A 21,081-nucleotide genomic window follows, 5' to 3' on the forward strand; every position below is an offset into this window, starting at 1 on the left:
CGCCCATGACGACCCCGGACGAGGACATGCTGATCACAGGAGCGGGCACGGCGATCAGAGGCGTGGCGAGCCCGGCCGGCCTGCTGCGGCCCGCCGTGCCGGAGGCGTCCGCCGACCCGACGGCGAGCCTGACCGGGCGCGGCCTGCGCTACAAGGACCGGGCCACCAAGCTCGCGCTGTGCGCCGGGCGCGACGCGCTGGCCGACGCCGGGCTGCTGCTCGACCCCGGCCTCGCGGTGCCCGGCGAGAGCGTCGGCGTGGTCGTCAGCTCCAACTACGGCAACCTCGACACCGTCTGCGACACGGTGTCGGCCATCGCCGCGCACGACTACACCGCGACCAGCCCGATGGCGCTGCCGGGTACGGCCAGCAACGTCACCGCCTCCTGGGTGGCGATCACGTACGGGCTGCGCGGGGTCAACCTGACCCTGTGCAACGGGGCGACCTCGGGGCTGGACGCGGTCTCCTGGGCCCGCGTCATGGTCCGGGCGGGACGGGTGCGGCACATGCTGGTGATCGGCGTCGAGCCGGCCAACCCGGTGGTCGCCGAGCTGGTGGGGCCGACCTTCGACGGGGCGGCGGCCCTGGTGCTGGAGTCGGCGGAGACCGCGCGTGAGCGCGGCGCCACGGCGATGGCCCGGCTGGGACGCCACGCCAGGCGGGAGACGCACGCCCGGGCCGTCGGCGACGTGCTCGGCGGCCTGCTCGACGACCGGGTGGACTTGTGGTGCCGTCCGGAGACGGCCCCCGGCGACCGGGTGGAGAGCGCCGAGGAGCAGGATCTCACCGCCCTGCTCGGGCCGGCCTCGGGCGCGCTCGGCGTCGTGCAGTGCGTGACGGGCGCCGCCTGGCTGAGGGAGAGGGCGGGCGGCACCGTCCTGGCCACCACCCAGGGCGCGGACGCCGCCGCGGCGACCGTCCTCACGGGAGCGGGAGCCGCGTTATGACCAGCACCCATCCCGCGCTCGCGCCCCGGCCCGCCACCGGCGGCCGGGCGGCGGGCCAGGGGCGGGCCCTGAGGCTGCGGAGGGCGGGACCGGCGGAGCCCGGGGTGCGGACGGTGCTGCTGCACGGGCTCGGCGGCGGCCCCGCCACCTGGAACGCGTTCGCCGCGCTCGCCCCGCCCCGCCTGGAGCTGTGGGAGGCCGACCTGCCGTGGTCGGCGGTGGGGACGCGGGAGTGGACCCTCCAGCCGGACCCCGGCCGGTGGGTGGCGGACGCGGCCGAGGGGGCCGAGGTCGTCATCGCCCACTCCTTCGCCGCCAACCTGCTCCTGGAGTCGCTGGCCCGCGGGCTGAAGGTCGGCGCCGCCGTCCTGGTCGCGCCGTTCTACCGGGCCAGCCCGGCCGAGTTCGACTGGGCGACCATCGAGAGCTACCTGGCCGGTTTCCACACGATCCTCGATCACGGCCTGCGCGTCACCTCCGGCGACCGGCTGCCCCCGGACACGCGCCACGACATGGCGGTGAAGCTCCGCGAGCGGCTCGGCCCCTACAGCTGGATGCGCTTCTTCGAGGCGTACCTGCGCTCGCCCCTGGTGGACACGGCGGCGGTCACCACGCCGTGCCTGGTGGTCAGCGGGCGCGACGACCGGGCGGCGCCGCCGCGTGACGGGCGGGCGCTGGCCGGGGCGCTGCCCCGGGCGCGCTTCGAGACCCTGGCGGCCGGCCACCTGCCGATGATCGAGCAAGCACAGGCCTTCGCCGAGCTCGTCGGCGACTTCGTTTCCGCGCACACCTTGGAGATCACGTGAACACCACCCGGCTCAGGCCCCGGTACGAAGGCGCCAACGTCGGCACCTGGATCGGCTTCAAACACCTGAACTACCTGGTGGAGGAGGCCGTCCTGGAGCACCTGCGCGGCGCCGGGCTCCGGGTCACCGACCTCTATCACGACCACGGCCTGTGCGTGGACCTCGTGGACATCGACACGCGGATCCTGCGCGCGCTGCGGGTGGACGACGTGGCGGTGGCCGAGGTGGCGGCCGACGGCATGTCGTACACCGTGAAGATCACCGCCGAGGGCGACGCGCGCAAGGCGATCCACGCGCGGGCCACCGTGGCGCTGCGGCTCGACCCGTGGGGCGAGGACGTCAAGGACGCCCCCGCCGAGCTGGCGCCGTACGTGGTGAAGCGGCTGGGGGAGGGCGGGGCGGGCGAGCGGCTGCCCGAGGGCGTGACGGTGGAGGACCACCTGACCGCGGGCCGCAACGCGTTCGCCTGGAAGTGGCGCATCCCGTACTTCTACTGCCATTTCACCGAGCGGCTGCAGATGTCCGGCTACCTGCGGCTGATGGAGGAGGTCGTGGACCGCTTCCTCGCCGACCGGGGAGTGTCGGTCAAGCGGCTGCTGGACGAGCAGCGGCTCATCCCCGCCGTGCCGCACTCGCGCATCACCATCCTCGACGAGGCCCTCATGGAGGAGGAGCTGTACGTCGTCTACACCGTCGAAGAGGTGTTCAAGCGCCTGACGTACACCAGCCGGATGGACTGCTACGTGCTGCGGGACGGCGTGCTCGTCCGGACGGCGACGGGCCGGATCACCCACGGCTACGCGCGGCTGACCGGCAGGTCCGAATGGAGCCTGGTCGACCTCGACGACCGGCTCCACGACGCGCTGACCAACCGCCCGTCATGACGGACGTCCTGGTCACCGGGGTGGGCGCGGTGACGTGCCAGGGGTACGGCGCCGCCGCCCTGAGCGCCGCGATGACCGCCGCGGCGCCGCCGGTGCCGCAGCGGCTGACCGATACCCCGGCCGTCATGCGCCACCCGCTGATCCACCGGGTCCCGGGCGTGGCGTCCGGCGCGGTGGCGCTGGCGGCCTCGGCCGTGGGGGAGGCGCTCGACGACGCCGGCCTGGAGCTGCGGCCCGACCTGCGCGCCGGCGTGGTCCTCGGCTCCTGCCTGGGCGAGGCGGGCCCCGACGGGAGCCCGGACTTCCAGGTGGCCTCGGCGGTGGGAAGGCTGCTGGGCGCGTTCGGCGCCAACATCAGCGTCAGCAACGCCTGCGCGGCGGGCGGGTTCGCGCTGTGCCTGGCCGCCGACCTCATCCGCACCGGCGACGCCGACGTGGTGATCACCGGCGGCGCCGACGCCTACTCGCGGGTCGGCTGGGCCTCGTTCGACCGGCTGGGCGCGGTGGATCCCGTACGGTGCCGCCCGTTCGACCGGGACCGCCAGGGCACGATCCTCGCCGAGGGCACCGGCATCCTGGTCCTGGAGAGCGCCGAGCACGCGCACCGGCGCGGGGCGGAGGCGTACGCGAAGCTGACCGGGAGCGGGTGGAGCTGCGACGCGCACCACCTCACCGCGCCCGAGCCGAGCGGCGAGCAGATCATCCGCGGCATGCGCGAGGCGCTGGCCGGCGACGAGCCCGGCTGCGTCATCCCGCACGGCACCGGCACGGTGCTCAACGACCTGGTCGAGAGCCAGGCCCTGCGCGCCGTCCTCGGGACGGCCGCCGACCGGGTGCCTCTCTACAGCGCCAAGGCCCTGCTCGGGCACACCGGCGGCGCGTCGGCGGCGATCGGCGCGGTGATGGCCTGCCTGATCCTGCGGGACGGCGCCGTGCCGGCCAACGTCCCGCTCGACGAGCAGGACCCGCGCTGCGAGGTCTACCTGCCCGTGGACGCGCCGGTGCCGCTGCCGGTCCCCCGCGTCCTGGTCAACGCCTACGCCTTCGGCGGCGCCAACGCCTCGTTCGTCCTGGAGGCCGCATGATCGCGGTCACCGGGGCGGGCGAGGTCCACGCCCCGTCCGACGTCTCGCAGGAGCTGGGCCGGCGCGGCTACAAGTACCTGCTGCCCGCCTCCCGCTACCTGCTGGCCGCCACGCGGCGCGCGGTGGCCGGGGGCGGCCGGCTCGACCACGCGCCGGCCGAGCGCCGGGGCGTGGCGGTCGGCTCCAACACCGCCGTCCGCGAGTACTTTTCCCAGGCCATGACGGCCACCGGCCAGGAGGACCTGAGCCCGGCCATGGCGCCCTACTTCGCGATCAACGCGCTGGCCGCCCGCGTGACCGGCGAGCACGAGCTCAAGGCGTTCAGCCTGACCTGCACGTCGCCGCACGTCGCCGGGTTCGAGGCGATCGAGCTGGGCGGGCGCGCGCTGGCGGCCGGGCGGGCCGACGTGATGGTCGTGGCCGCGATGGAGGGCACGGGCGCGGTGGCGCTCGTCGTCGAGCCGGGCGCCGCCCACCTGCCCCGCGTGCTGGCGCGCACCGCGTTCGCGCCGCCGGACCTCGTCGCCTCCGACCAGGGACGCCGCAGGCTGCTCGCCGACGCCGAAGCGGTCATCGAACGGGTCCGGCCGACGCGTGTCCACGCGGTCGTCGACGGCTCGCCCGTGGCCGAGGCGGTCATCCGGGCCGTCGCCATCGCCGGCGACGGCGTGGTGCCGCTCGTCTCCGAGCCCGCGGCCGGCGGCTGCCTGGGGCCCATGACGCTGCTGTCCGACCTCCTGCGCACCGCGCGGGAGAACACCTTAGTGATCACCGCGACGGCCGAGGGCCACTACGCCTTCGGCGCCTTCCTCCCGGGGGTACCGGCATGCTGACCTCACTCGACAAGACCTGGGGCCTGGTGCTGGGCGCATCCAGCGGGATCGGCCGCGCGTGCGCCCTCGCCATGGCCCAGCAGGGCATGAACGTGGTGGGCGTCCACTTCGACACCGCGGCCGCGGCCCGATCCGTGGCGGAGCTGGCCGACGAGATCACCGCCTGCGGCGTCCAGGCCCGCTTCCACAACCTCAACGCCGCGCGCAAGTCCACCAGGGACGAGCTCGTCGGCACGCTCGGCGAGCTGACGGACGGGGCGGGGCTGAAGATCCTCCTGCACTCGCTCGCCTTCGGCACGCTGGTCAGATACCTGCCCGAGCAGGCCGGCGGCCCCGTGCTCACGCAGCGCCAGCTGGAGATGACCATGGACGTCATGGCGCACAGCCTCCTGTACTGGGTGCAGGACCTGTGCGCGGCCGACCTGCTCCGGCCCGGGGCCAAGGTCTACGCGATGACCAGCGCCGGAGCCGTGCAGCACCTGCCCAGCTACGGGGCCGTCTCGGCGGCGAAGGTGGCGCTGGAGGCGCACGTGCGGCAGCTCGCCTGCGAGTTGGCCCCGCGCGGGGTCGCGGTGAACGCGCTGCGCGCCGGCGTCACCCTCACCCCGGCGCTGCGCCGCATCCCGGAGCACGAGGAGTTCAGCCGCGACAGCGCGCGCAACAACCCGCACCACCGGCTCACCACCCCGCAGGACGTGGCCGAGGCCGTGGTCCTGCTGTCCGCGACCACCTCCTCGTGGATCACCGGCAACACGATCGGAGTCGACGGCGGCGAACTGCTGGCCGCGGGCGGCTCCTGGGCATCTCAGGAAGGGATTCGGCAGGATGGATGAGCTGGTCATCTCGGGATGCTCCGTGATATCCCCGTTCGGGCTCGGCGTCGACGCCTTCGCCGCGGGCCTCGCCTCCGGCGACCGGCGGACGACCGCCACCTCCGGCGGGCCGTACGCCGACGCCTGCCTCATCCCGGACTTCGACGTCCGCGCCGTCCTCGGCGCGAAGGGGACGCGGGCGATGGACCGGGCCACCGCGATCGCCGTGGCGGGCGTCGGCATGCTGCTCGACACCCCCGTGGCCGAGCACCCGCACCAGGTCGGCCTGGTCCTCGGGACGAGCTCGGGCAGCATCAAGAGCATCATGGACTTCACCGAGGAGTCGCTGACCGGGGACAAGCCCTACCACGTCGACCCGGCCCGCTTCCCCAACACGGTGATGAACCGGGCGGCCGGGCAGAGCGCGATCTGGCACGGGCTGAAGGGCCCCAACGCCACCGTGGCCGGGGGCGCCGCCACCGGCCTGCTGGCGCTCAACTACGCCACCCGTCTGCTGCGCCGCGACCGCTGCCGGGCCGTGCTGTGCGGCGCGGTCGAGGAGTACTCCGAGCAGCGCGGCTGGCTCGCCTGGCACGTCGGCCAGCGGGACGTCCCGCCGGGCGAAGGTTGCGCGATCTTCCTGCTGGAGTCGCGGGAGGCCGCGCTCGCCGCCTCCCGCGAGCCGCTGGCGGCCGTGCTCGGCTCCCGCTTCATGGCCTACGAGCGCGCGGTGGAGGTCCGCGCGATCCTGGCCGCGTGCGTGCGGGGGCTGCTGGACGACCTCGGCCTGCGCGCCGAGGACGTCGGCCTGGTCGTGTCCTCGGGCGCCGAGTCGGAGGACGCCGCCCTCGACGGCGTCGTCGGCCCGCAGGCCGAGCGGCGGAGCTGCCGGGACGCGCTCGGCGACACCGCCTCCGCCGCGTCCGCGTTCCAGCTCGCCGCCGCCCTCACCGGCGGGCCGTCCGGAGCCGTGACGCTGGTGACCTCGGTCGACCGCGACGGCGTCGTCGGATGCACGGCCGTGCGGCTGGAGCGCGCCGCATGACCGTGCTGGAGCAGATCAACGCGCTGCCCGAGGGCACCTGGCTGCGCTGCCAGGGCTGCGCCGTCCTCCTGCACCACGAGGCGCTGGCCAGGCACGAGCACACCTGCCCGAACTGCGGCAGGCACTTCCCGGTGCGCGCGCTCGACCGCGTCGCCATGCTGGCCGACCCGGGCAGCTTCACCGAACGCCACGCGAACCTGGCCCCGCTCGACCCGCTCGGCTTCACCGACCGGCTCGCCTACCCCGACCGGCTGGCCCGCGCCCAGGCCAGGACCGGGCTCAACGACGCCGTCGTCACCGGCCTGGCCACGCTCGGCGGGCGGCCGGTCGCGCTGGCCGTCATGGAGTTCGCCTTCTTCGGCGGCAGCATGGGCTCGGTCGTCGGCGAGAAGGTGGCCAGGATCGCCGGTGACGCCCTGCGCGGCCGGGTCCCGCTGGTCGTGGTCTCCGCCTCGGGCGGCGCCCGCATGCAGGAAGGCGTGCTGGCGCTGCTGCAGATGGCCAAGACGGCCGAGGCGGTGCGATCGCTCAGGCAGGCCGGGGTGCCGTTCGTCAGCGTGCTGGCCGACCCCGTCTACGGCGGGGTGGCCGCCTCCTTCGCCGGCCTCGGCGACGTGATCGTCGCCGAGGAGGGGGCCAGGGCGGGGTTCGCCGGCCCCCGGGTGATCGAGCAGACGATCAGGCAGGAGCTGCCGCCGGGCTTCCAGACCGCCGAGTTCCTGCTCGAACACGGCCACGTGGACCGCGTCGAACGGCGTCAGGAGCTGCGCGGCCTGCTGGACCGCGTCCTCGGCATCCTGTCGGGGGAGCGCGACGCGGCCGCGCCCGCCGAGCCGCCCGCCGAGCCGCCCGCCGAGCCGCCCGCCGAGCAGCCGCCCGGGGACCTCGACGCCTGGGAGACGGTCCGGCTGGCCCGCGACCCGGGGCGGCCGAACGCCCGCCGCCGGGTGGAGGAGCTGTTCACCGGCTTCGTCGAGCTGCACGGCGACCGCCAGGGCGGCGACGACCCGGCGATCCTCGGCGGCCTGGCGCGGCTCGACGGCCTGCCCGTCGTGGTCGTCGCCCACCACAAGGGCGCCGACACCGCCGAGAACGTCGCGCGCAACTTCGGCATGCCGCATCCGGCCGGCTACCGCAAGGCCATGCGCCTGTTCCGGCTCGCCGAGCGCCACCGGCTGCCCGTGGTGACGCTGGTCGACACCCCGGGCGCGTACCCGGGGGTGGCGGCGGAGGAGGGCAACCAGAGCGGCGCCATCGCCGAGTGCCTGCTGCTCGCCGCCGGGCTGCGCACCCCCGTCCTGTCGGTGATCACCGGCGAGGGCGGCAGCGGCGGGGCGCTCGCGCTGGCCGTCGGCGACCGCCTGCTCATCCAGGAGCACGCCGTCTTCTCGGTGATCAGCCCCGAGGGCGCGGCGTCGATCCTGTACGGGACGGCCGCCCGGGCCCCCGAGACGGCCAGGGCATTGAAGCTGCGCGGCGCGGACCTGCGGGCGCTGGGGGTCGTCGACGCCGTGGTGCCCGAGCGGAACCTCGGGCCCACCCTGGCCCGGCACCTGCGCGACCTGCTCGGCGTGCCGATCGACGACCTGCTGGCCGCGCGCCGCGGCCGATTGCGCTCCTACGGGGTGTGGAGCACGGAGGGAGAAGACCATGACTGATCTCCGCGCGACCGTCGAGGCCACGGGCCGGATCCTGGATCTGGTCCGCGGCAGCGACGTGCGCCGCCTGGTGGTCAGGGGCGAGGACGTCACGATCGAGATCGAACGCTCCGCCCCGGCCGCCGCCGCGGAAGCGCTGCCGGCGGCGGCGCGGCAGGAGGAGGAGCCCCGCGAGGAGCCCGCCGCGGCGGTGACCGCCCCGCTGATGGGCGTCTTCTACCAGCGGCCGGCCCCCGACCAGCCGCCGTTCGTCACCGTCGGCCAGCACGTCGAGGCCGGGGAGCAGGTGGCGATCGTCGAGGCGATGAAGATGATGAACCCGGTCGTGGCCGGGCGCGCCGGCGTGGTGCTGCGCGTCAACGTCGCCGACGGCGACGTCGTGGAGTTCGAGCAGCCGCTCATGGAGCTGGGGGCGGTGGGCTGAGGTGGAGCGTCTGCTGGTCGCCAACCGCGGCGAGATCGCGGTCCGCATCGTCCGCGCCTGCCGCGACCTCGGCATCGGCAGCGTCGTCGCGTACTCGTCCGCCGACCGTGACAGCCTGGCCGTGCGGATCGCCGACCGGAGCGTGCACATCGGCCCCGCGCCCGCGCGGCGCAGCTACAACGACATCCCGTCGCTGCTGTACGCGTGCGCGCTGACCGAGGCCGACGCCGTGCACCCCGGCTACGGTTTCCTGTCCGAGGAGCCGCTGTTCGCGACGGCCTGCGCCGAGGTGGGCGTCACGTTCGTCGGGCCGTCGGCCAAGCACATCGCGCTCATGGGCAACAAGCTCGACGCCAGGGCGGCGATGCGGGCATGCGGCGTGCCGGTGCTGCCCGGCTCCGACGGGCCGGTGGAGAGCGCGCACGAGGCCGCCGAGGAGGCCGCCCGGATCGGCTACCCGCTGATCCTCAAGGCGGTCGCGGGCGGCGGCGGCCGGGGCATGCGCGTCGTCCGCGACCCCGGCGAGCTCGCCAGGACGTGGGAGGAGACGCGGGCGGTCGCCCGGACGCTGTTCCGCGACGACCGCATCTACCTCGAACGGTACGTGCCGCGCGGCCGGCACATCGAGGTCCAGATCCTCGCCGACTCCTTCGGCAACGTCGTCGACCTCGGCGAGCGCGACTGCACCGTGCAGCGCAGGCACCAGAAGCTCGCCGAGGAGTCCCCCGCCCCGTCGCTGCCCGGCGACCTGCGCGAGCGGCTGCGCGACGCCGCCGTGCTGGGCGCCACGTCGGTGGAGTACGTCAGCGCGGGCACCATGGAGTTCCTGGTGTCCGACGAGGGCGAGCCGTACTTCCTGGAGATGAACACCCGCCTCCAGGTGGAGCACCCGGTCACCGAGGAGTGCACCGGGATCGACCTGGTCGAGTGGATGATCAGGATTGCCCGCGGCGAGGCGCTCCCCTTCGGGCAGCGCGGCCCCGACCTCGGCCGGCACGCCGTCGAGGTGCGGATCAACGCCGAGGACGTGGCGCGCGACTGGGCGGGCAGCACCGGGCGCGTCGAACGACTGCGGCTGCCCGGCGGCCCCGGCATCCGCGTCGACACCCACCTGTACGAGGGCTACGTGGTGCCGCCGTTCTACGACTCGCTGCTCGCCAAGATCATCGCGACCGGTCCCACCCGCGAGGTCGCGCTGCGGCGGATGGACCGGGCGCTGCGCGAGTTCAGCTGCGAGGGCGTGGTGACCAACGCCGACTTCCATCGAACCCTGCTGTCCGACGAGGGCTTCCGGGCCGGTGACTACCGGCTGGACCTGGTCGAGGACATCGTCGACAGGCTGTGCACGACCGAGAGGAGCACGACATGACCGCCTCCCTGGTGGACAAGGACGAACTGCGGAAGGTGATCGCGACGACGCTCGACATCGACGTCGACGAGGTCACCGACGACGCGCACTTCGTCCAGGACCTGGAAGTGGACTCGCTGATGGCGCTGGAGATCGCGGTGACGCTGGAGAAGCGGTTCCAGGTCAAGATCGACGAGACCGAGATGGCCGGGATCACCTCGTTGTCCAGCACGTACGAGCTGCTGTGCGGGTTGCTGGCGGAAGGGGCCGGACGGTGAGCGCGATCCTGCCGGCGGGCACGCCGCGTGACGGCGGCGTGCGCGTCGATCCGGGGCTGCCGGTGCTGGCCGGGCACTACCCGGGTTTCCCCGTCTTCCCCGGCGTGGGCGTGCTGGAGGTGGCCGACCAGGCGATCCGCGCGAAGTTCGGCGCGGACCTGGTGCTGAGCGAGATCGTCAGCGGGCGGTTCCTGCGGCCGGTCCTGCCGGGCGACACGATGACCGTGGAGGTGGCCGAGCAGGGCGAGGGGTTCGCCGCCGTGGTGAGCACCGAACGCGGCGAGACCGCCCGGCTTCAGGTGCGCTACCGGGAGACGGCATGAGCGGCCCCGAGGAGATCGGCGTCGACCGGATCAGGAAGGTCATCCCACACCGCTTCCCGATCCTCCTGCTGGACCGGGTCGTCGCCGTCACGCCGGGCGAGAGCCTGGTCGCGGTCAAGGCCGTCACCTGCACCGAGCCCTGCTACGAGGGCATCGGCGACGAGGCGGGGCCCGCCGCCTACGACTACCCGTGGCCGCTGCTGCTGGAGTCCTGGGCGCAGGCCGCGGCGCTGCTGGCGCTGTGGGAGTCGCCCAACCCCGACGTGCTGGCCGGGGACGTGGTGCTGGCCGGCGGCATGCGCAACGTGCGCTTCCACCGGCCCGTACGGCCCGGCCAGGTGATCGAGCACCGGGTGCGCATGGTCCGCAAGGTCGGCGAGAACGCCGTCATGGAAGGCGAGTCGCTGGTCGGCTCGGAGGTCGTGCAGGAGATGGGAACCATGATCGAGACGACTCGGCCGATCGGGGTGCTGGCATGACCGTCGCCCTGGTCACCGGAGGTTCGCGCGGCATCGGCCGGGCCGCCGCCGTCGCCCTGGCGGCGGACGGCCAGGACGTCGCGCTGTGCTACCAGTCCAACACCGAAGCGGCCGAGGAGGCCGCCAAGGAGATCGAGCGGCACGGCGTACGCGCCCTGATCAGGAAGGTCGACGTCACCGACCGGGCCGCGGTGCGCGCCTTCGCCGGCGACGTGGAGACCGAGCTCGGCCCGGTGCACACGGTCGTCACCTCCGCCGGGATCACCCGCGACCGGCCGCTGGCGCTGCTGCCCGACGACGACTGGGACCAGGTCCTCGACGTCAACCTGGGCGGCACCCACAACATCGTGCGCGCGGTCGTCCTCGGCATGATGAAGCGCGGCGGCGGGCGGATCATCACGATGTCGTCGGTCGCCGGGGTGGCGGGCAACGTCGGGCAGACGAACTACGCCGCGTCCAAGGCCGGGATCATCGGCTTCACCAAGGCGCTGGCCAAGGAGGTCGGCCGCTACCGCATCACCGCGAACGTGGTCGCGCCGGGCTTCATCGAGACCGACATGACCGCCGACCTGCCGGAGAAGGCCACCGCCCAGCTCCGCGACCGCATCTCGCTCGGGCGCTTCGGCGCCGCGGACGAGGTCGCCCAGCTCGTGTCGTTCCTCGCCTCCGAGCGGGCCGCCTACATCACCGGGCAGGTCATCCGCGTCGACGGGGGGATGGCGCTGTGAGGTTCTACTTCAACTTCCGCAGCCCCTACTCCTGGCTGACCCTCCACGACCTGCTCGCCGAGCGGCCCGGCCTGGCGCGGCGGCTGGACTGGATCCCGTACTGGGACCCGGAGGAGGCCACGCTGCGCGAGCTCGACGCGGCCGGCGGCCGGTTCGGCTACTCGGCCATGTCCCGCGAGAAGCACCTGTACATCCTCCAGGACGTGCGGCGGCTGGCCAGGGCGCGCGGCCTGGAGCCGAGCTGGCCGCTGGACCGCGGCCCCCGCTGGGAGGTGCCGCACCTGGCCTACCTGGTCGCGGCCGACCACGGCGTGGGGCAGGAGTTCGCGGCGGGCGTCACCGAGCTGCGCTGGCAGCGGGGGGCCGACGTGTGCGACCCGCGCGTGGTCGCCGAGCTCGGGCGCTCGCTCGGGCTCGACGAGGCCGCGCTGACCGGCGCGGCGGACGACCCCAAGCTGCGCGAACGGGGCATCGAGGCGCTGCGGACGGCCGACCGCGACGGCGTCTTCGGCGTGCCGTTCTTCGTCCACGGGCGGGAGAGGTTCTGGGGGCTGGACCGGCTGGCCGCCTTCGCCGAGTCGGCCGGCGAGCAGGAGGCGGACGCGTACCCGCCGGAGGACCACCCCGGTGGCTGTGGCTGAGAGGAGGAGGGGATGAGCTCCATGGACTTCATGAGCACGCTGAGCAGGCACGCCGCCGAGTTCGCCGGCAGGCGCGCCGTGCTCTTCCACGACCGGCGGGGTGAGAAGGCGCTCACCTACGGCGAGCTCGACCTCGCGGCCCGCCGGATCGGCGGCTGGCTGGCCGGGCGCGTCGAGCCGGGCGAGCGGGTGCTGCTGTGCTACCCCGCCGGCCTGGAGTTCGTCGAGGTCTTCCTCGGCTGCCTGGCCGCGGGCGTGGTGGCCGTCCCGGCGCCGTTCCCCGACGCCTCCTCCCTGCACCGCGAGCGGGTCCTCGCGGTGGCCGCCGACGCCGAGCCCGCCCTGGTGCTCACCTCGGCCCCGCTCACCGGGGCGCTGACGGCCGCGCTCGCGGACGGCGAGCCCGCCCTGGTGGCCGAGGCCGCCCAGTACGGCGAGCCGCTGCCCCGCCCGCACGCGACCGGGCCGGAGACGCTGGCGTTCCTGCAGTACACCTCCGGCTCGACCAGTGACGCCAAGGGCGTCATGGTCACCCACGGCAGCCTGGTCGACACCCTGCGGGTCGGCGCGGAGCTGCTGGACCTGCGGGAGGGCGCGCGGTTCTGCAGCTGGCTGCCCATGCACCACGACATGGGGCTGGTGGCCATGCTCCTGCTGCCGCTCCACCTGGGCGGGAGCACCGTGCTGATGTCGCCGACCGACTTCCTGCGCCACCCGTGGCAGTGGCTCGACCTCATCGGCCGGCACGGCGCGGAGGTCAGCGCGGCGCCGAACTTCGCCTACGACCTGTGTGTACGCCGCGTCACCGACCAGCAGTTGCGCGACCTGGACCTGTCCTCGTGGAAGCACGTGTGCAACGGCGCCGAGCCCATCGACGCGGGCACGCTCACGCGCTTCGCCGACCGGTTCGCCGCCGCCGGGCTCAAGCCGGAGTCGCTGACCGCGGGCTACGGCATGGCCGAGACCACGCTGTTCATCTCCGGCACCGCTCCCGGGCACGCCCCGGTCGTGACCACGGTCGACCCGTGGGCGCTGGAACGCGACACGCTGGACCCGGCCGCGACCGGCAGGGCGCTGGTGGGCTGCGGCCGGCCGAGGGCGCTGGAAGTCCTCATCGCCGACCCCGACACGGGCGCGGAGCTGCCGGAGGGCCGCGTCGGCGAGATCTGGGTGCGCGGCCCCGGCGTGGCCGCCGGATACTGGCGCAAGCCCGAGGAGACCCGGCGCACCTTCGGCGGCACCACCGCCACGGGCGAGGGCGGCTTCCTGCGCACCGGCGACCTGGGCGCGCTGCTGGAGGGCGAGCTCTACATCACCGGCCGGATCAAGGACCTGGTGATCGTCAACGGCCGCAACCTCTACCCGCACGACCTCGAACGCGCGCTGACCCGGGTGCACGCGGCGGTGGAGAACATGCCGTCGTGCGTCTTCTCCGTCGCCGTGCCGCGCGAGGAGATCGTCGTCGTCCAGGAGGTCAGGTCGCGGGCGCTCGCCTCGCCCGGCGAGCTGGTCGAGGAGATCAGGTCGGCGCTCAGCCGCAGGTTCGGCGTCGGGGCGGCCAACGTGTGCCTGGTGCGGCCGGGCGAGATCCGCAGGACGACCAGCGGCAAGATCCGGCGGCAGGTCACCAGGCAGCTCTTCGCCTCCGGCGGGCTGACCGCGCACCACGAGGCCCTGTCGCGCGCGGTGACCGCCCGCTACCGGAAGGGCGCCGATGGCTGAGCCGGTGCTGCCGTCGGTGCTGCCGTCGGTGCTGACCGTCGAGCGCTGCCTGGAGCTGGACGGTCGCGAGGAGTTCCCCGGCGAGATCTGCCGCGCCCTGACGGACCTCGGCGCGGAACGCCACTACCTGCCCGGCGTGCCCGCCGAACGCCTGCTCGCCCTGATCAGGAGCCTGGCCGGCCGCGACTTCACCGTGGCGCTCGCGCACTGCAAGACCTACCTGGGCTCGGTGGCCACCTGGGTCGGCGGCACCCCCGAGCAGGTGGCCGCGCTGTCGGCCCGCGTCTCGGGCGGCGCCGTGGTCTCCCTGGCGCTCACCGAACGCGACCACGGCAGCGACGTGCTGGCCGGGGAGGTCACCGCCACGCCCGTCCCCGGCGGCTACCGCCTCGACGGCGAGAAGTGGCTGATCAACAACGCCACCCGCGCCGACGTGGTGTGCGTGCTCGCCAGGACCGGCGACAGCGGCGACGCCCGGGGGTTCAGCCTCTTCCTGGTGGACAAGGACACGCTGCCCGCGCACGCCTACCGGTGCCTGCCGAAGGTGGCCACCCACGGCGTGCGCGGCGCCGACATCAGCGGCATCGCCTTCACCGGCGCCGTGGTGCCGCCGGAGGCGATGGTCGGGGAGCCGGGAACGGGCCTGGAGGTCCTGCTGAAGGGCCTGCAGCTCACCCGCACGCTGTGCGGCGGCATGTCGCTGGGCATGGGGGAGCACGCCCTGCGGATCGTGCTGGACTTCGCCGAGCGCCATCACATGTACGGGCGGCCGCTGGCCGACCTGCCCCTCACCACCCGCGCCCTGGCCGACTCGTACGTGGACCTGCTGGTCGCCGAGGCCGTCACCGTGGTCTCCACCCGGTCGATCCACTCGCTCACGGGCGAGCAGAGCCTCGTCTCGGCCGTCGTCAAGTACTACGTGCCCACGCTGATCGACCGGACCCTGCAGCGGCTGGCCAAGGTGCTGGGCGCCCGCGCGCTGCTGACGGACGGGCCCTTCCAGAAGATCTGGCGCGACCACGCCATCGTCGGCGTCTTCGACGGCAACACCTGGGTCAACCTCGGCACGCTGGTCAACCAGTTCCCGGCGCTGGTGCGCGGCTACCGGCGCGGGCGCGTGGACGCGGCCGGGCTGGCGGCGGCGACCGGGCTGAAGCAGCCGCTGCCGCCCCTCGACCCGGCCCGGCTGAGCCTGGCCGCGCGTGACGGCTGCAGCCTGGTGCAGAGCCTGGCCGGCGACCCGGACGCGCCGCTGGAGCTGCGCGAGCGGGCCGACCGGCTGCACGAGGCGATGGCCGGGTGGCGGCCACGCGGGCGGGAGGTCCCGCCCGAGCTGTTCGGCCTGGCGCGCGAGTACGCCCGGCTGTACGCGGCGGCGGCCTGCGTACGGCTGTGGGCGGACAACGCCCTGGACGACGTGTGGCTGCGCGCCTGCCTGGCCAGGGTCTTCGACCGCCCGGACGCGGCCACCGATCATCTGCTGGACCTGACGCGGCGCGGCCGCGCGTTTTCCTTCCTGCGAGGAGTCGACCATGACGCTTGACCACATCCGCAACTGGCTGCGCGCACGGGTCGCGTTCTACGTGGAGCGCGCGCCCGAGGAGATCGACCCGGACGTCAAGTTCGTCGAGGTGGGCCTGGACTCGGTGTTCGCGATGAGCCTGAGCGGCGACATCGAGGACGAGTTCGGGCTGGTCGTCGAGCCGACCGTGGCGTGGGACCACCCGACCGTCAACGCGCTGGCCGACTACCTTCACGCGGAAGCGGCCTGATGGAGCTGACGATCGGCCAGCAGGCCCTGTGGTTCCTGTACCGGCTGGCGCCGGAGAGCACGGCCTACCTGATCACCGTCGCGCTGCGCGTCCACGACGTGCTGGACCTCGACCGGCTGCGCCGGGCCACCTCGGCCGTCATGGCCAGGCACGAGGTGCTGCGCTCGGTGTTCGACGAGGTCGACGGGGCGCCGCGGCGGTCGGTGGCCGATCGGCCGCCGCCCTTCACGGTCACCGAGCTGGGGGCGGTGGGCGAGAGCGAGCTGCGGGCCGCGGCGGCGCGGGCGGCGGGGGAGCCGTTCGACCTGGGCGTGGGGGCGTTCCGGGTCACGCTGGTGCGCGGCGGCGGCGGGTCGGTGCTCCTGGTGACGGCGCACCACATCGTCAGTGACGCGATGTCGCAGTGGATGATCCTGCGCGACCTGCTGTGGGCGTACGAGCAGGACGAGCCCGGCTGGCCGGTGATCACGCGGACCTTCGGCGACTACGTCCGGCACGAGCGGGAGCTGCTGGGCTCGCCCCGGCGGGCGCGGCTGGAGCGCTACTGGCGCGGCGTCTGCGAGGGCGCCGAGCCCGGGAGGCTGCCGGCCGGCCGGGCGCGGCCGGCGGGGGCGTTCCGGGGGGCCTCGGTGACCGTCGTGTGGCCGGAGGAGACCGGGACGCGCCTGATCGAGCAGGCCAGGACGCTGGGGGTGACGCCCTTCGCGCTCGTGGTCGCCGGGGTCCAGGCGGCGCTGCACCGGCGGGGCACGGGCGGCGACTTCCTCATCGGCTGCCCGGTCAGCACCCGCTTCGCCGGGCGGGCGCGCGACGTCGTGGGCTGCTTCGCCAACACGGTGCCGCTGCGGGCGCGGCTGCGCCCGGGGACCACGCTGGGGGAGGCCGCCCTGGCCGCGCACCGCGAGCTGGTGGCGGCGACGGCGCACGGGGAGTTCCCGTCGGCGCTCATCCGGGAGCTGACGCCGGGCCGGGGCCTGCCCTACCAGCTCGTGGTGAACCTGCTGTCGATGGACGCGATGGACCCGCCGCTGCCGCTGGCGGCCGACGGCTCGATCGAGGGGCCGGTGACGACCTACCGGGGGCTGCGGTTCGCGGTTCTCGACCTCGCGCAGATGGAGGGCCAGTTCGAGCTGATGGTGGATGTGCGCAGGGCGGGCGCGCTGTTCACCGCCGTGGTCAAGTATGACGCCGCCCTGTTCGACCGGCTCACGATCGAGCGTTTCACCGGGCGGCTCCGTCAGGCGGTGGAGTCGGGTCCGGATTCGCCGATCGGCAGGCTGCCGGCGGTGGACGAGAGTGAGGTGGCGCGTTTACTGGCCTTCGGTGAAGCATGAGTCATGCTCATTGTTATTGGCTGACAAAGGCGCCCCGCAACCCCTAATAGAATATTGTTCCCCCCTTTTGGTTTCTGGGGTCTGTCCCGAATGATGGGTATAGTTGCGTTTGGCCCGATCGGGCGCAAGGTCCCATCCTTGTGAGCCTGCAAGGGGAGTTCGTATGGGGGATATTTCTGTTTTCGGGGCGATGCTTCGTCACGTCGAGGAAAGGCCGCAGGCTGACGCGGTCATATTCAAGGGGGACGGCGAAACTCGTATCGGCTACCTGGATCTCCACCTGGCCGCGAGGGAGGTGGCGTCGTGGCTGCAGACCGTGTGCAAACCGGGGGATCGGGTGCTGCTCTGCTACCCGACGGGCATCGAGTTCGTGCGGGCGCTGCTGGCCTGCCTCTACGCCGACGTCGTCCCGGTGCCGCTGCCGCTCCCCACGCACGCGGCTCACCATCTCAGCACGCAGACCGGCGTCGCGCTTGACGCGGACGCCCACCTCGTCCTCACCGACACGGCCCACGCCGACGCCATCCACGCCTGGCTGACCCACGACGACCTGGGCACCTACGCCTGCGTCGCCACCGACGGCGTCACGTACGAGGACCCGGCCGACTGGGTCGAGCCCATGCGGTCCGGCGACGACGCGGCCCTGCTCCACTACACCAGCGGCCTGGCCGGCGAGCCCGTCGGCATCCCGCTGTCGCACACCAACCTGCTGCACAACGTGGAGACCCTGGCCGAGGCCTGCGGCCTGCGCCCGGGGACGCGCACGGGCGGCTGGCTGCCGCTGCACCACGGGCTCGGGCTGTTCTCCATGCTGCTGGCGCCGCTCCTGTCGGGGGGCACGGCAGTGCTGCTGCCGCCTGAGACGTTCTGCGTCGACCCGCTCGCCTGGCTGCGCCTGCTCGACCGCCACCAGGTCGAGGTGAGCGCGGCCCCGAGCTTCGGCTACGACCAGTGCCTGCACGAGATGACCGACGAGGAGTGCTCGACGCTGGACCTGTCGCGATTACGTCACCTGCTCGTGCTGGAGATGACGGGGCTGCCCCCGATCGAGCCGGACATGCTGCACGACTTCGCCGGCCGCCTGCGCCCCGCCGGGCTGCGCGCCGACGCCCTGCGCACCGCCTACTGCCTGCCCGAGGCCACGATGATCGCCTCGATCGGCGCGGCCGGCCAGGCCCTGGCCGCGCCCGGCTTCGACACGCGGGCGCTGGACAAGGGCCTGCTGCTGCCCGGCGCCGACGGGCCCCGGCTCGCCGGTCTCGGCCGGCCCGCCGGGCACGAGCTCCTCATCGTCGACCCGTTCACCGGGGTCCCGGCGGCCGAGGGCGCCGTCGGCGAGATCTGGGTGCGCGGGCCGCACGTCGCCGCGGGCTACTGGCGCAGGGACCGGCTCAGCGCCGAGCGCTTCGAGCAGAGCACCGCGACCGGGGAGAAGGGGTTCGTGCGCAGCGGCACCCTCGGCGCCACCGTCGACGGCCGCCTCCACGTGACCGGCACCTCCCGCGACCTGGTCCTCTTCCAGGGCCGCCCGCTGCACCTGGGCCGGGTCGAACGCAGCCTCCTCGACCTCGGCACCCTCGTGGCCTGCACCGCCTTCCCCGCGCCCGACTCCGCCGAGAAGATCGTCGTGGTCGCCCAGCCGGGCGGCGGCCGGGCCGGCGACGGCCTGGTTCGCGCCGTCCGCGACCGGCTCGCCCTGCGGTTCGGGCTGCAACGGGTCGGCGTGGTCCTGGTCAGGCCCGGCCAGTTCCCGGTCACGCCTGACGGCGGCGTCAACCGCCAGCTCGTCCGGGAGCTGCTCCGGGCCAACGCCCTGGACGTGCTCGACCCCACCGTCGCGGAGAACCGCTGACGGCGTCGCCCGGCTTGACCGGCTCCATTTCTCCGCACGCGGAATATAGGCGAGATATAGCGGCGTGCCCGGATAGTGAGCTGGCTGGTTCTGGTTGCGGAACCGGCGCAATTTCATGGACGGAGCCAGCGCTGTGCCAATATCCACCACGACTGGAATTATTTCGGCTATTGGTGGGACGCCGCTTGTCGAACTCGAACGGCTGGTCCCCGGACTGTTGGTGTATGCGAAGCTGGAGCGGTTCAATCCCGGCGGAAGCCTCAAGGACCGCAGCGCGCTCAGCATGCTGAGCGCGGCCATCGACGCAGGTGATCTCGTTCCAGGGATCTCCGTCGTGGTGGAGTCCAGTTCGGGAAACCTGGCGATCGGCATGGCGCAGATCTGCCGCTACCTCGGCCTCAGATTCATCTGTGTCGTCGATGCCAGGACCACGGAGCAGAACCTCGCGATTTTGCGGGCATTCGGCGCCGAGGTCGAGGTCGTGGAGTTCCCCGACCCCGACACCGGCGAGTACCTGCCGCGCCGGATCCAGCGGGTGCGCGAGCTCCTTGACAGCGTTCCGAACTCCTTCCACCCCAACCAGTACGGGAACCGGCTGAACGCGCGGGCGCACGTCCAGACGATGCGCGAGATCGCCGAGGCGCTCAACGGGGAGATCGACCACCTGTTCGTCCCCGTGAGCTCGTGCGGCACGCTGGTCGGCTGCGCCGACTACGTCGCCGAGCACGGCCTGTCCGTCCAGATCACCGCCGTGGACGCGATCGGCAGCATGATCTTCGAGGGGCAGACGCCGGGTCCCCGCCTGCTGCCGGGCCACGGCGCGGCGATCCGCCCGGCCCTCTTCCGCGAGGGCGCCGCCGACCGCGTGGTCCACGTGTCGGACCTGGACTGCGTGGTGGGGTGCCGGAGGCTGACCGAACGCGAGGCCATCCTGGCCGGCGCGTCGTCCGGCGCGATCGTCTCCGCGCTCACCGCGACCCAGCGGGACATCGCGCCCGGGTCGACGTGCGTGCTGCTGCTCCCGGACGGCGGAGATCGTTACCTCGACACTATCTACTCCGACGAGTGGGTGCGCCGCACCTTCGGCGAGGTCTCGCACCTGTGGAAGGAAGGGATCTGACCCATGCTGGTCATCCGACACGACGAGGTGCGCGACATCCTCCACGGCGCCGAGGACGCCGTGCTGGACCTGGTACGCGACACCTACCGCGAGCACGACGCCGGTGAGACGGTCGTGCCCCACTCCACGTTCCTGCGCTTCCCCGGGGAGAGCGCCAACCGCATCATCGGCCTGCCCGCGTTCGTGGGCGGCGACCAGCCCGTCGCGGGCATCAAGTGGGTGGCGTCCTTCCCCGGCAACCTCGGCAAGGGGCTGCCCCGGGCCAGCGCCACCATCGTGCTCAACTCCATGGACACCGGCCGGCCGGTGGCCTTCATGGAGGGCGCGCAGATCTCCGCCGCGCGCACCGCCGCCTCCGCGGCGGTCGCCGCCCGCACCCTCACCGGCCCGGACCCCGTCCGGTCGATCGCCGTGATCGGCTGCGGCCTGATCAACCTCGAGGTCCTGCGGTTCCTGCCCGATGTCACGGAGCTGACCCTCTTCGACCTGTCGCGGGAGCGCGCCGAGGAGTTCGGCGAGCGCGCCCGCGCCCTGCTGCCCGGCCTCGGCGTACGCGTCGCCGCCACCGCCGCCGAGGCCGTCGCGGCGGCCGGGGTGGTGTCGCTGGCGACCACCGCCGTCGAGCCGCACCTGACCCTGGACGGGGCCCGGCCGGGAACGGTCGTGCTGCACCTGTCGCTGCGCGACCTCACGCCGGAGACCGTCCTGGCCGCGCGCAACGTCGTCGACGACGTCGACCACGTGCTGCGCGAGCGCACCTCGCCGCACCTGGCCGAGCAGGCCACGGGCGACCGCGCGTTCGTCCACGCCACGCTCGGCGGGCTGCTGCGCGGAACCGCCACGCTGCCCGGCGGCGACTCACCGATCATCTTCTCCCCGTTCGGCCTCGGCGCGCTGGACCTGGCGCTGGCCCGGTACGTGTTCCAGCAGGCCGTCGCCCGGGGCTCCGGGCTGGCCGTCGAGGCCTTTCAGCAACCCGCGTGAAGGAGC

The 21,081-nt window shown here is 73.7% G+C and carries 22 protein-coding genes; all 22 read left to right on the top strand.

Annotation, left to right across the window (positions count from 1 at the left end; genetic code table 11):
* Window positions 1-5: 5 nt before the first annotated feature.
* The 22 genes from ACBI99_RS08830 to sbnB all read left to right on the top strand — a co-directional run bounded on the left by ACBI99_RS08830 (window position 6) and on the right by sbnB (window position 21,075).
* Window positions 6-947, top strand: coding sequence for a beta-ketoacyl synthase N-terminal-like domain-containing protein (locus ACBI99_RS08830; protein WP_375072054.1), 942 nt, complete (start codon window positions 6-8; stop codon window positions 945-947).
* Window positions 944-1,753 carry an alpha/beta fold hydrolase gene (locus ACBI99_RS08835; RefSeq protein WP_219511670.1) on the top strand — a complete coding sequence of 270 codons (810 nt, stop codon included), beginning with the start codon at window positions 944-946 and terminating at the stop codon, window positions 1,751-1,753. Before ACBI99_RS08830 ends, ACBI99_RS08835 begins: the two co-directional genes overlap by 4 nt.
* Window positions 1,750-2,637 carry a hypothetical protein gene (locus tag ACBI99_RS08840; protein ID WP_219511668.1) on the top strand — a complete coding sequence of 296 codons (888 nt, stop codon included), beginning with the start codon at window positions 1,750-1,752 and terminating at the stop codon, window positions 2,635-2,637. Before ACBI99_RS08835 ends, ACBI99_RS08840 begins: the two co-directional genes overlap by 4 nt.
* Complete coding sequence (locus ACBI99_RS08845) at window positions 2,634-3,722, top strand: beta-ketoacyl synthase (protein ID WP_219511666.1); 1,089 nt, start codon at window positions 2,634-2,636, stop codon at window positions 3,720-3,722. The genes ACBI99_RS08840 and ACBI99_RS08845 overlap by 4 nt, the downstream gene beginning before the upstream one ends.
* Entirely contained in the window at window positions 3,719-4,555 is an 837-nt protein-coding gene (locus tag ACBI99_RS08850) for a beta-ketoacyl synthase N-terminal-like domain-containing protein (RefSeq protein ID WP_375072055.1), read from the top strand. The genes ACBI99_RS08845 and ACBI99_RS08850 overlap by 4 nt, the downstream gene beginning before the upstream one ends.
* Window positions 4,549-5,388 (top strand): enoyl-ACP reductase, encoded by an 840-nt coding sequence (locus ACBI99_RS08855; RefSeq protein ID WP_219511663.1) that lies wholly within the window; start codon window positions 4,549-4,551, stop codon window positions 5,386-5,388. The genes ACBI99_RS08850 and ACBI99_RS08855 overlap by 7 nt, the downstream gene beginning before the upstream one ends.
* Window positions 5,381-6,412, top strand: coding sequence for a beta-ketoacyl synthase N-terminal-like domain-containing protein (locus ACBI99_RS08860; protein WP_375072056.1), 1,032 nt, complete (start codon window positions 5,381-5,383; stop codon window positions 6,410-6,412). Before ACBI99_RS08855 ends, ACBI99_RS08860 begins: the two co-directional genes overlap by 8 nt.
* Window positions 6,409-8,070, top strand: a complete 1,662-nt coding sequence (gene accD, locus ACBI99_RS08865; protein ID WP_375072057.1) for an acetyl-CoA carboxylase, carboxyltransferase subunit beta — start codon at window positions 6,409-6,411, stop codon at window positions 8,068-8,070. Before ACBI99_RS08860 ends, accD begins: the two co-directional genes overlap by 4 nt.
* A complete protein-coding gene (locus tag ACBI99_RS08870) occupies window positions 8,063-8,494 on the top strand; it encodes an acetyl-CoA carboxylase biotin carboxyl carrier protein subunit (RefSeq protein ID WP_357587355.1) in 432 nt (143 codons plus the stop codon). The genes accD and ACBI99_RS08870 overlap by 8 nt, the downstream gene beginning before the upstream one ends.
* Window position 8,495: 1 nt before the next feature.
* A complete protein-coding gene (locus ACBI99_RS08875; RefSeq protein WP_219511655.1) occupies window positions 8,496-9,863 on the top strand; it encodes an acetyl/propionyl/methylcrotonyl-CoA carboxylase subunit alpha in 1,368 nt (455 codons plus the stop codon).
* On the top strand, window positions 9,860-10,120 hold the full coding sequence (locus ACBI99_RS08880; protein WP_219511653.1) for an acyl carrier protein: 261 nt from the start codon (window positions 9,860-9,862) through the stop codon (window positions 10,118-10,120). Before ACBI99_RS08875 ends, ACBI99_RS08880 begins: the two co-directional genes overlap by 4 nt.
* Window positions 10,117-10,443 (top strand): hypothetical protein, encoded by a 327-nt coding sequence (locus ACBI99_RS08885; protein ID WP_219511651.1) that lies wholly within the window; start codon window positions 10,117-10,119, stop codon window positions 10,441-10,443. Before ACBI99_RS08880 ends, ACBI99_RS08885 begins: the two co-directional genes overlap by 4 nt.
* On the top strand, window positions 10,440-10,922 hold the full coding sequence (locus tag ACBI99_RS08890) for a hypothetical protein (protein ID WP_357587353.1): 483 nt from the start codon (window positions 10,440-10,442) through the stop codon (window positions 10,920-10,922). Before ACBI99_RS08885 ends, ACBI99_RS08890 begins: the two co-directional genes overlap by 4 nt.
* The gene (fabG, locus tag ACBI99_RS08895) at window positions 10,919-11,650 is read left to right on the top strand and encodes a 3-oxoacyl-[acyl-carrier-protein] reductase (protein ID WP_219511648.1); all 732 of its coding nucleotides are present in this window, start codon (window positions 10,919-10,921) and stop codon (window positions 11,648-11,650) included. Before ACBI99_RS08890 ends, fabG begins: the two co-directional genes overlap by 4 nt.
* Window positions 11,647-12,291, top strand: coding sequence for a 2-hydroxychromene-2-carboxylate isomerase (locus ACBI99_RS08900; protein ID WP_219511646.1), 645 nt, complete (start codon window positions 11,647-11,649; stop codon window positions 12,289-12,291). The genes fabG and ACBI99_RS08900 overlap by 4 nt, the downstream gene beginning before the upstream one ends.
* A 12-nt stretch (window positions 12,292-12,303) precedes the next feature.
* Entirely contained in the window at window positions 12,304-14,013 is a 1,710-nt protein-coding gene (locus ACBI99_RS08905) for a fatty acyl-AMP ligase (RefSeq protein ID WP_375072058.1), read from the top strand.
* A complete protein-coding gene (locus ACBI99_RS08910) occupies window positions 14,006-15,556 on the top strand; it encodes an acyl-CoA dehydrogenase (RefSeq protein WP_375072059.1) in 1,551 nt (516 codons plus the stop codon). Before ACBI99_RS08905 ends, ACBI99_RS08910 begins: the two co-directional genes overlap by 8 nt.
* The gene (locus ACBI99_RS08915; protein ID WP_219511640.1) at window positions 15,546-15,785 is read left to right on the top strand and encodes an acyl carrier protein; all 240 of its coding nucleotides are present in this window, start codon (window positions 15,546-15,548) and stop codon (window positions 15,783-15,785) included. The genes ACBI99_RS08910 and ACBI99_RS08915 overlap by 11 nt, the downstream gene beginning before the upstream one ends.
* Window positions 15,785-17,119, top strand: coding sequence for a condensation domain-containing protein (locus ACBI99_RS08920; protein WP_375072060.1), 1,335 nt, complete (start codon window positions 15,785-15,787; stop codon window positions 17,117-17,119). Before ACBI99_RS08915 ends, ACBI99_RS08920 begins: the two co-directional genes overlap by 1 nt.
* A gap of 190 nt (window positions 17,120-17,309) precedes the next feature.
* Window positions 17,310-18,971, top strand: coding sequence for an AMP-binding protein (locus ACBI99_RS08925; protein WP_219511634.1), 1,662 nt, complete (start codon window positions 17,310-17,312; stop codon window positions 18,969-18,971).
* A gap of 115 nt (window positions 18,972-19,086) precedes the next feature.
* Window positions 19,087-20,091, top strand: a complete 1,005-nt coding sequence (gene sbnA, locus ACBI99_RS08930) for a 2,3-diaminopropionate biosynthesis protein SbnA (RefSeq protein WP_219511630.1) — start codon at window positions 19,087-19,089, stop codon at window positions 20,089-20,091.
* Between the two features lie 3 nt (window positions 20,092-20,094).
* On the top strand, window positions 20,095-21,075 hold the full coding sequence (gene sbnB, locus ACBI99_RS08935; protein WP_375072061.1) for a 2,3-diaminopropionate biosynthesis protein SbnB: 981 nt from the start codon (window positions 20,095-20,097) through the stop codon (window positions 21,073-21,075).
* The last annotated feature ends 6 nt before the right edge of the window (window positions 21,076-21,081 follow it).

The sequence above is a fragment of the Nonomuraea sp. ATR24 genome (assembly GCF_041950485.1).
Taxonomy (GTDB): domain Bacteria; phylum Actinomycetota; class Actinomycetes; order Streptosporangiales; family Streptosporangiaceae; genus Nonomuraea; species Nonomuraea ceibae.

Bases quoted from the DNA above. Each gene is read 5' to 3' on its own strand.
- ACBI99_RS08830 (WP_375072054.1), top strand. From the start codon at position 6: ATGACGACCCCGGACGAGGACATGCTGATCACAGGAGCGGGCACGGCG.
- ACBI99_RS08835 (WP_219511670.1), top strand. From the start codon at position 944: ATGACCAGCACCCATCCCGCGCTCGCGCCCCGGCCCGCCACCGGCGGC.
- ACBI99_RS08845 (WP_219511666.1), top strand. From the start codon at position 2,634: ATGACGGACGTCCTGGTCACCGGGGTGGGCGCGGTGACGTGCCAGGGG.
- ACBI99_RS08850 (WP_375072055.1), top strand. From the start codon at position 3,719: ATGATCGCGGTCACCGGGGCGGGCGAGGTCCACGCCCCGTCCGACGTC.
- ACBI99_RS08855 (WP_219511663.1), top strand. From the start codon at position 4,549: ATGCTGACCTCACTCGACAAGACCTGGGGCCTGGTGCTGGGCGCATCC.
- ACBI99_RS08860 (WP_375072056.1), top strand. From the start codon at position 5,381: ATGGATGAGCTGGTCATCTCGGGATGCTCCGTGATATCCCCGTTCGGG.
- accD (WP_375072057.1), top strand. From the start codon at position 6,409: ATGACCGTGCTGGAGCAGATCAACGCGCTGCCCGAGGGCACCTGGCTG.
- ACBI99_RS08870 (WP_357587355.1), top strand. From the start codon at position 8,063: ATGACTGATCTCCGCGCGACCGTCGAGGCCACGGGCCGGATCCTGGAT.
- ACBI99_RS08880 (WP_219511653.1), top strand. From the start codon at position 9,860: ATGACCGCCTCCCTGGTGGACAAGGACGAACTGCGGAAGGTGATCGCG.
- ACBI99_RS08890 (WP_357587353.1), top strand. From the start codon at position 10,440: ATGAGCGGCCCCGAGGAGATCGGCGTCGACCGGATCAGGAAGGTCATC.
- fabG (WP_219511648.1), top strand. From the start codon at position 10,919: ATGACCGTCGCCCTGGTCACCGGAGGTTCGCGCGGCATCGGCCGGGCC.
- ACBI99_RS08905 (WP_375072058.1), top strand. From the start codon at position 12,304: ATGAGCTCCATGGACTTCATGAGCACGCTGAGCAGGCACGCCGCCGAG.
- ACBI99_RS08910 (WP_375072059.1), top strand. From the start codon at position 14,006: ATGGCTGAGCCGGTGCTGCCGTCGGTGCTGCCGTCGGTGCTGACCGTC.
- ACBI99_RS08915 (WP_219511640.1), top strand. From the start codon at position 15,546: ATGACGCTTGACCACATCCGCAACTGGCTGCGCGCACGGGTCGCGTTC.
- ACBI99_RS08920 (WP_375072060.1), top strand. From the start codon at position 15,785: ATGGAGCTGACGATCGGCCAGCAGGCCCTGTGGTTCCTGTACCGGCTG.
- ACBI99_RS08925 (WP_219511634.1), top strand. From the start codon at position 17,310: ATGCTTCGTCACGTCGAGGAAAGGCCGCAGGCTGACGCGGTCATATTC.
- sbnA (WP_219511630.1), top strand. From the start codon at position 19,087: ATGGACGGAGCCAGCGCTGTGCCAATATCCACCACGACTGGAATTATT.
- sbnB (WP_375072061.1), top strand. From the start codon at position 20,095: ATGCTGGTCATCCGACACGACGAGGTGCGCGACATCCTCCACGGCGCC.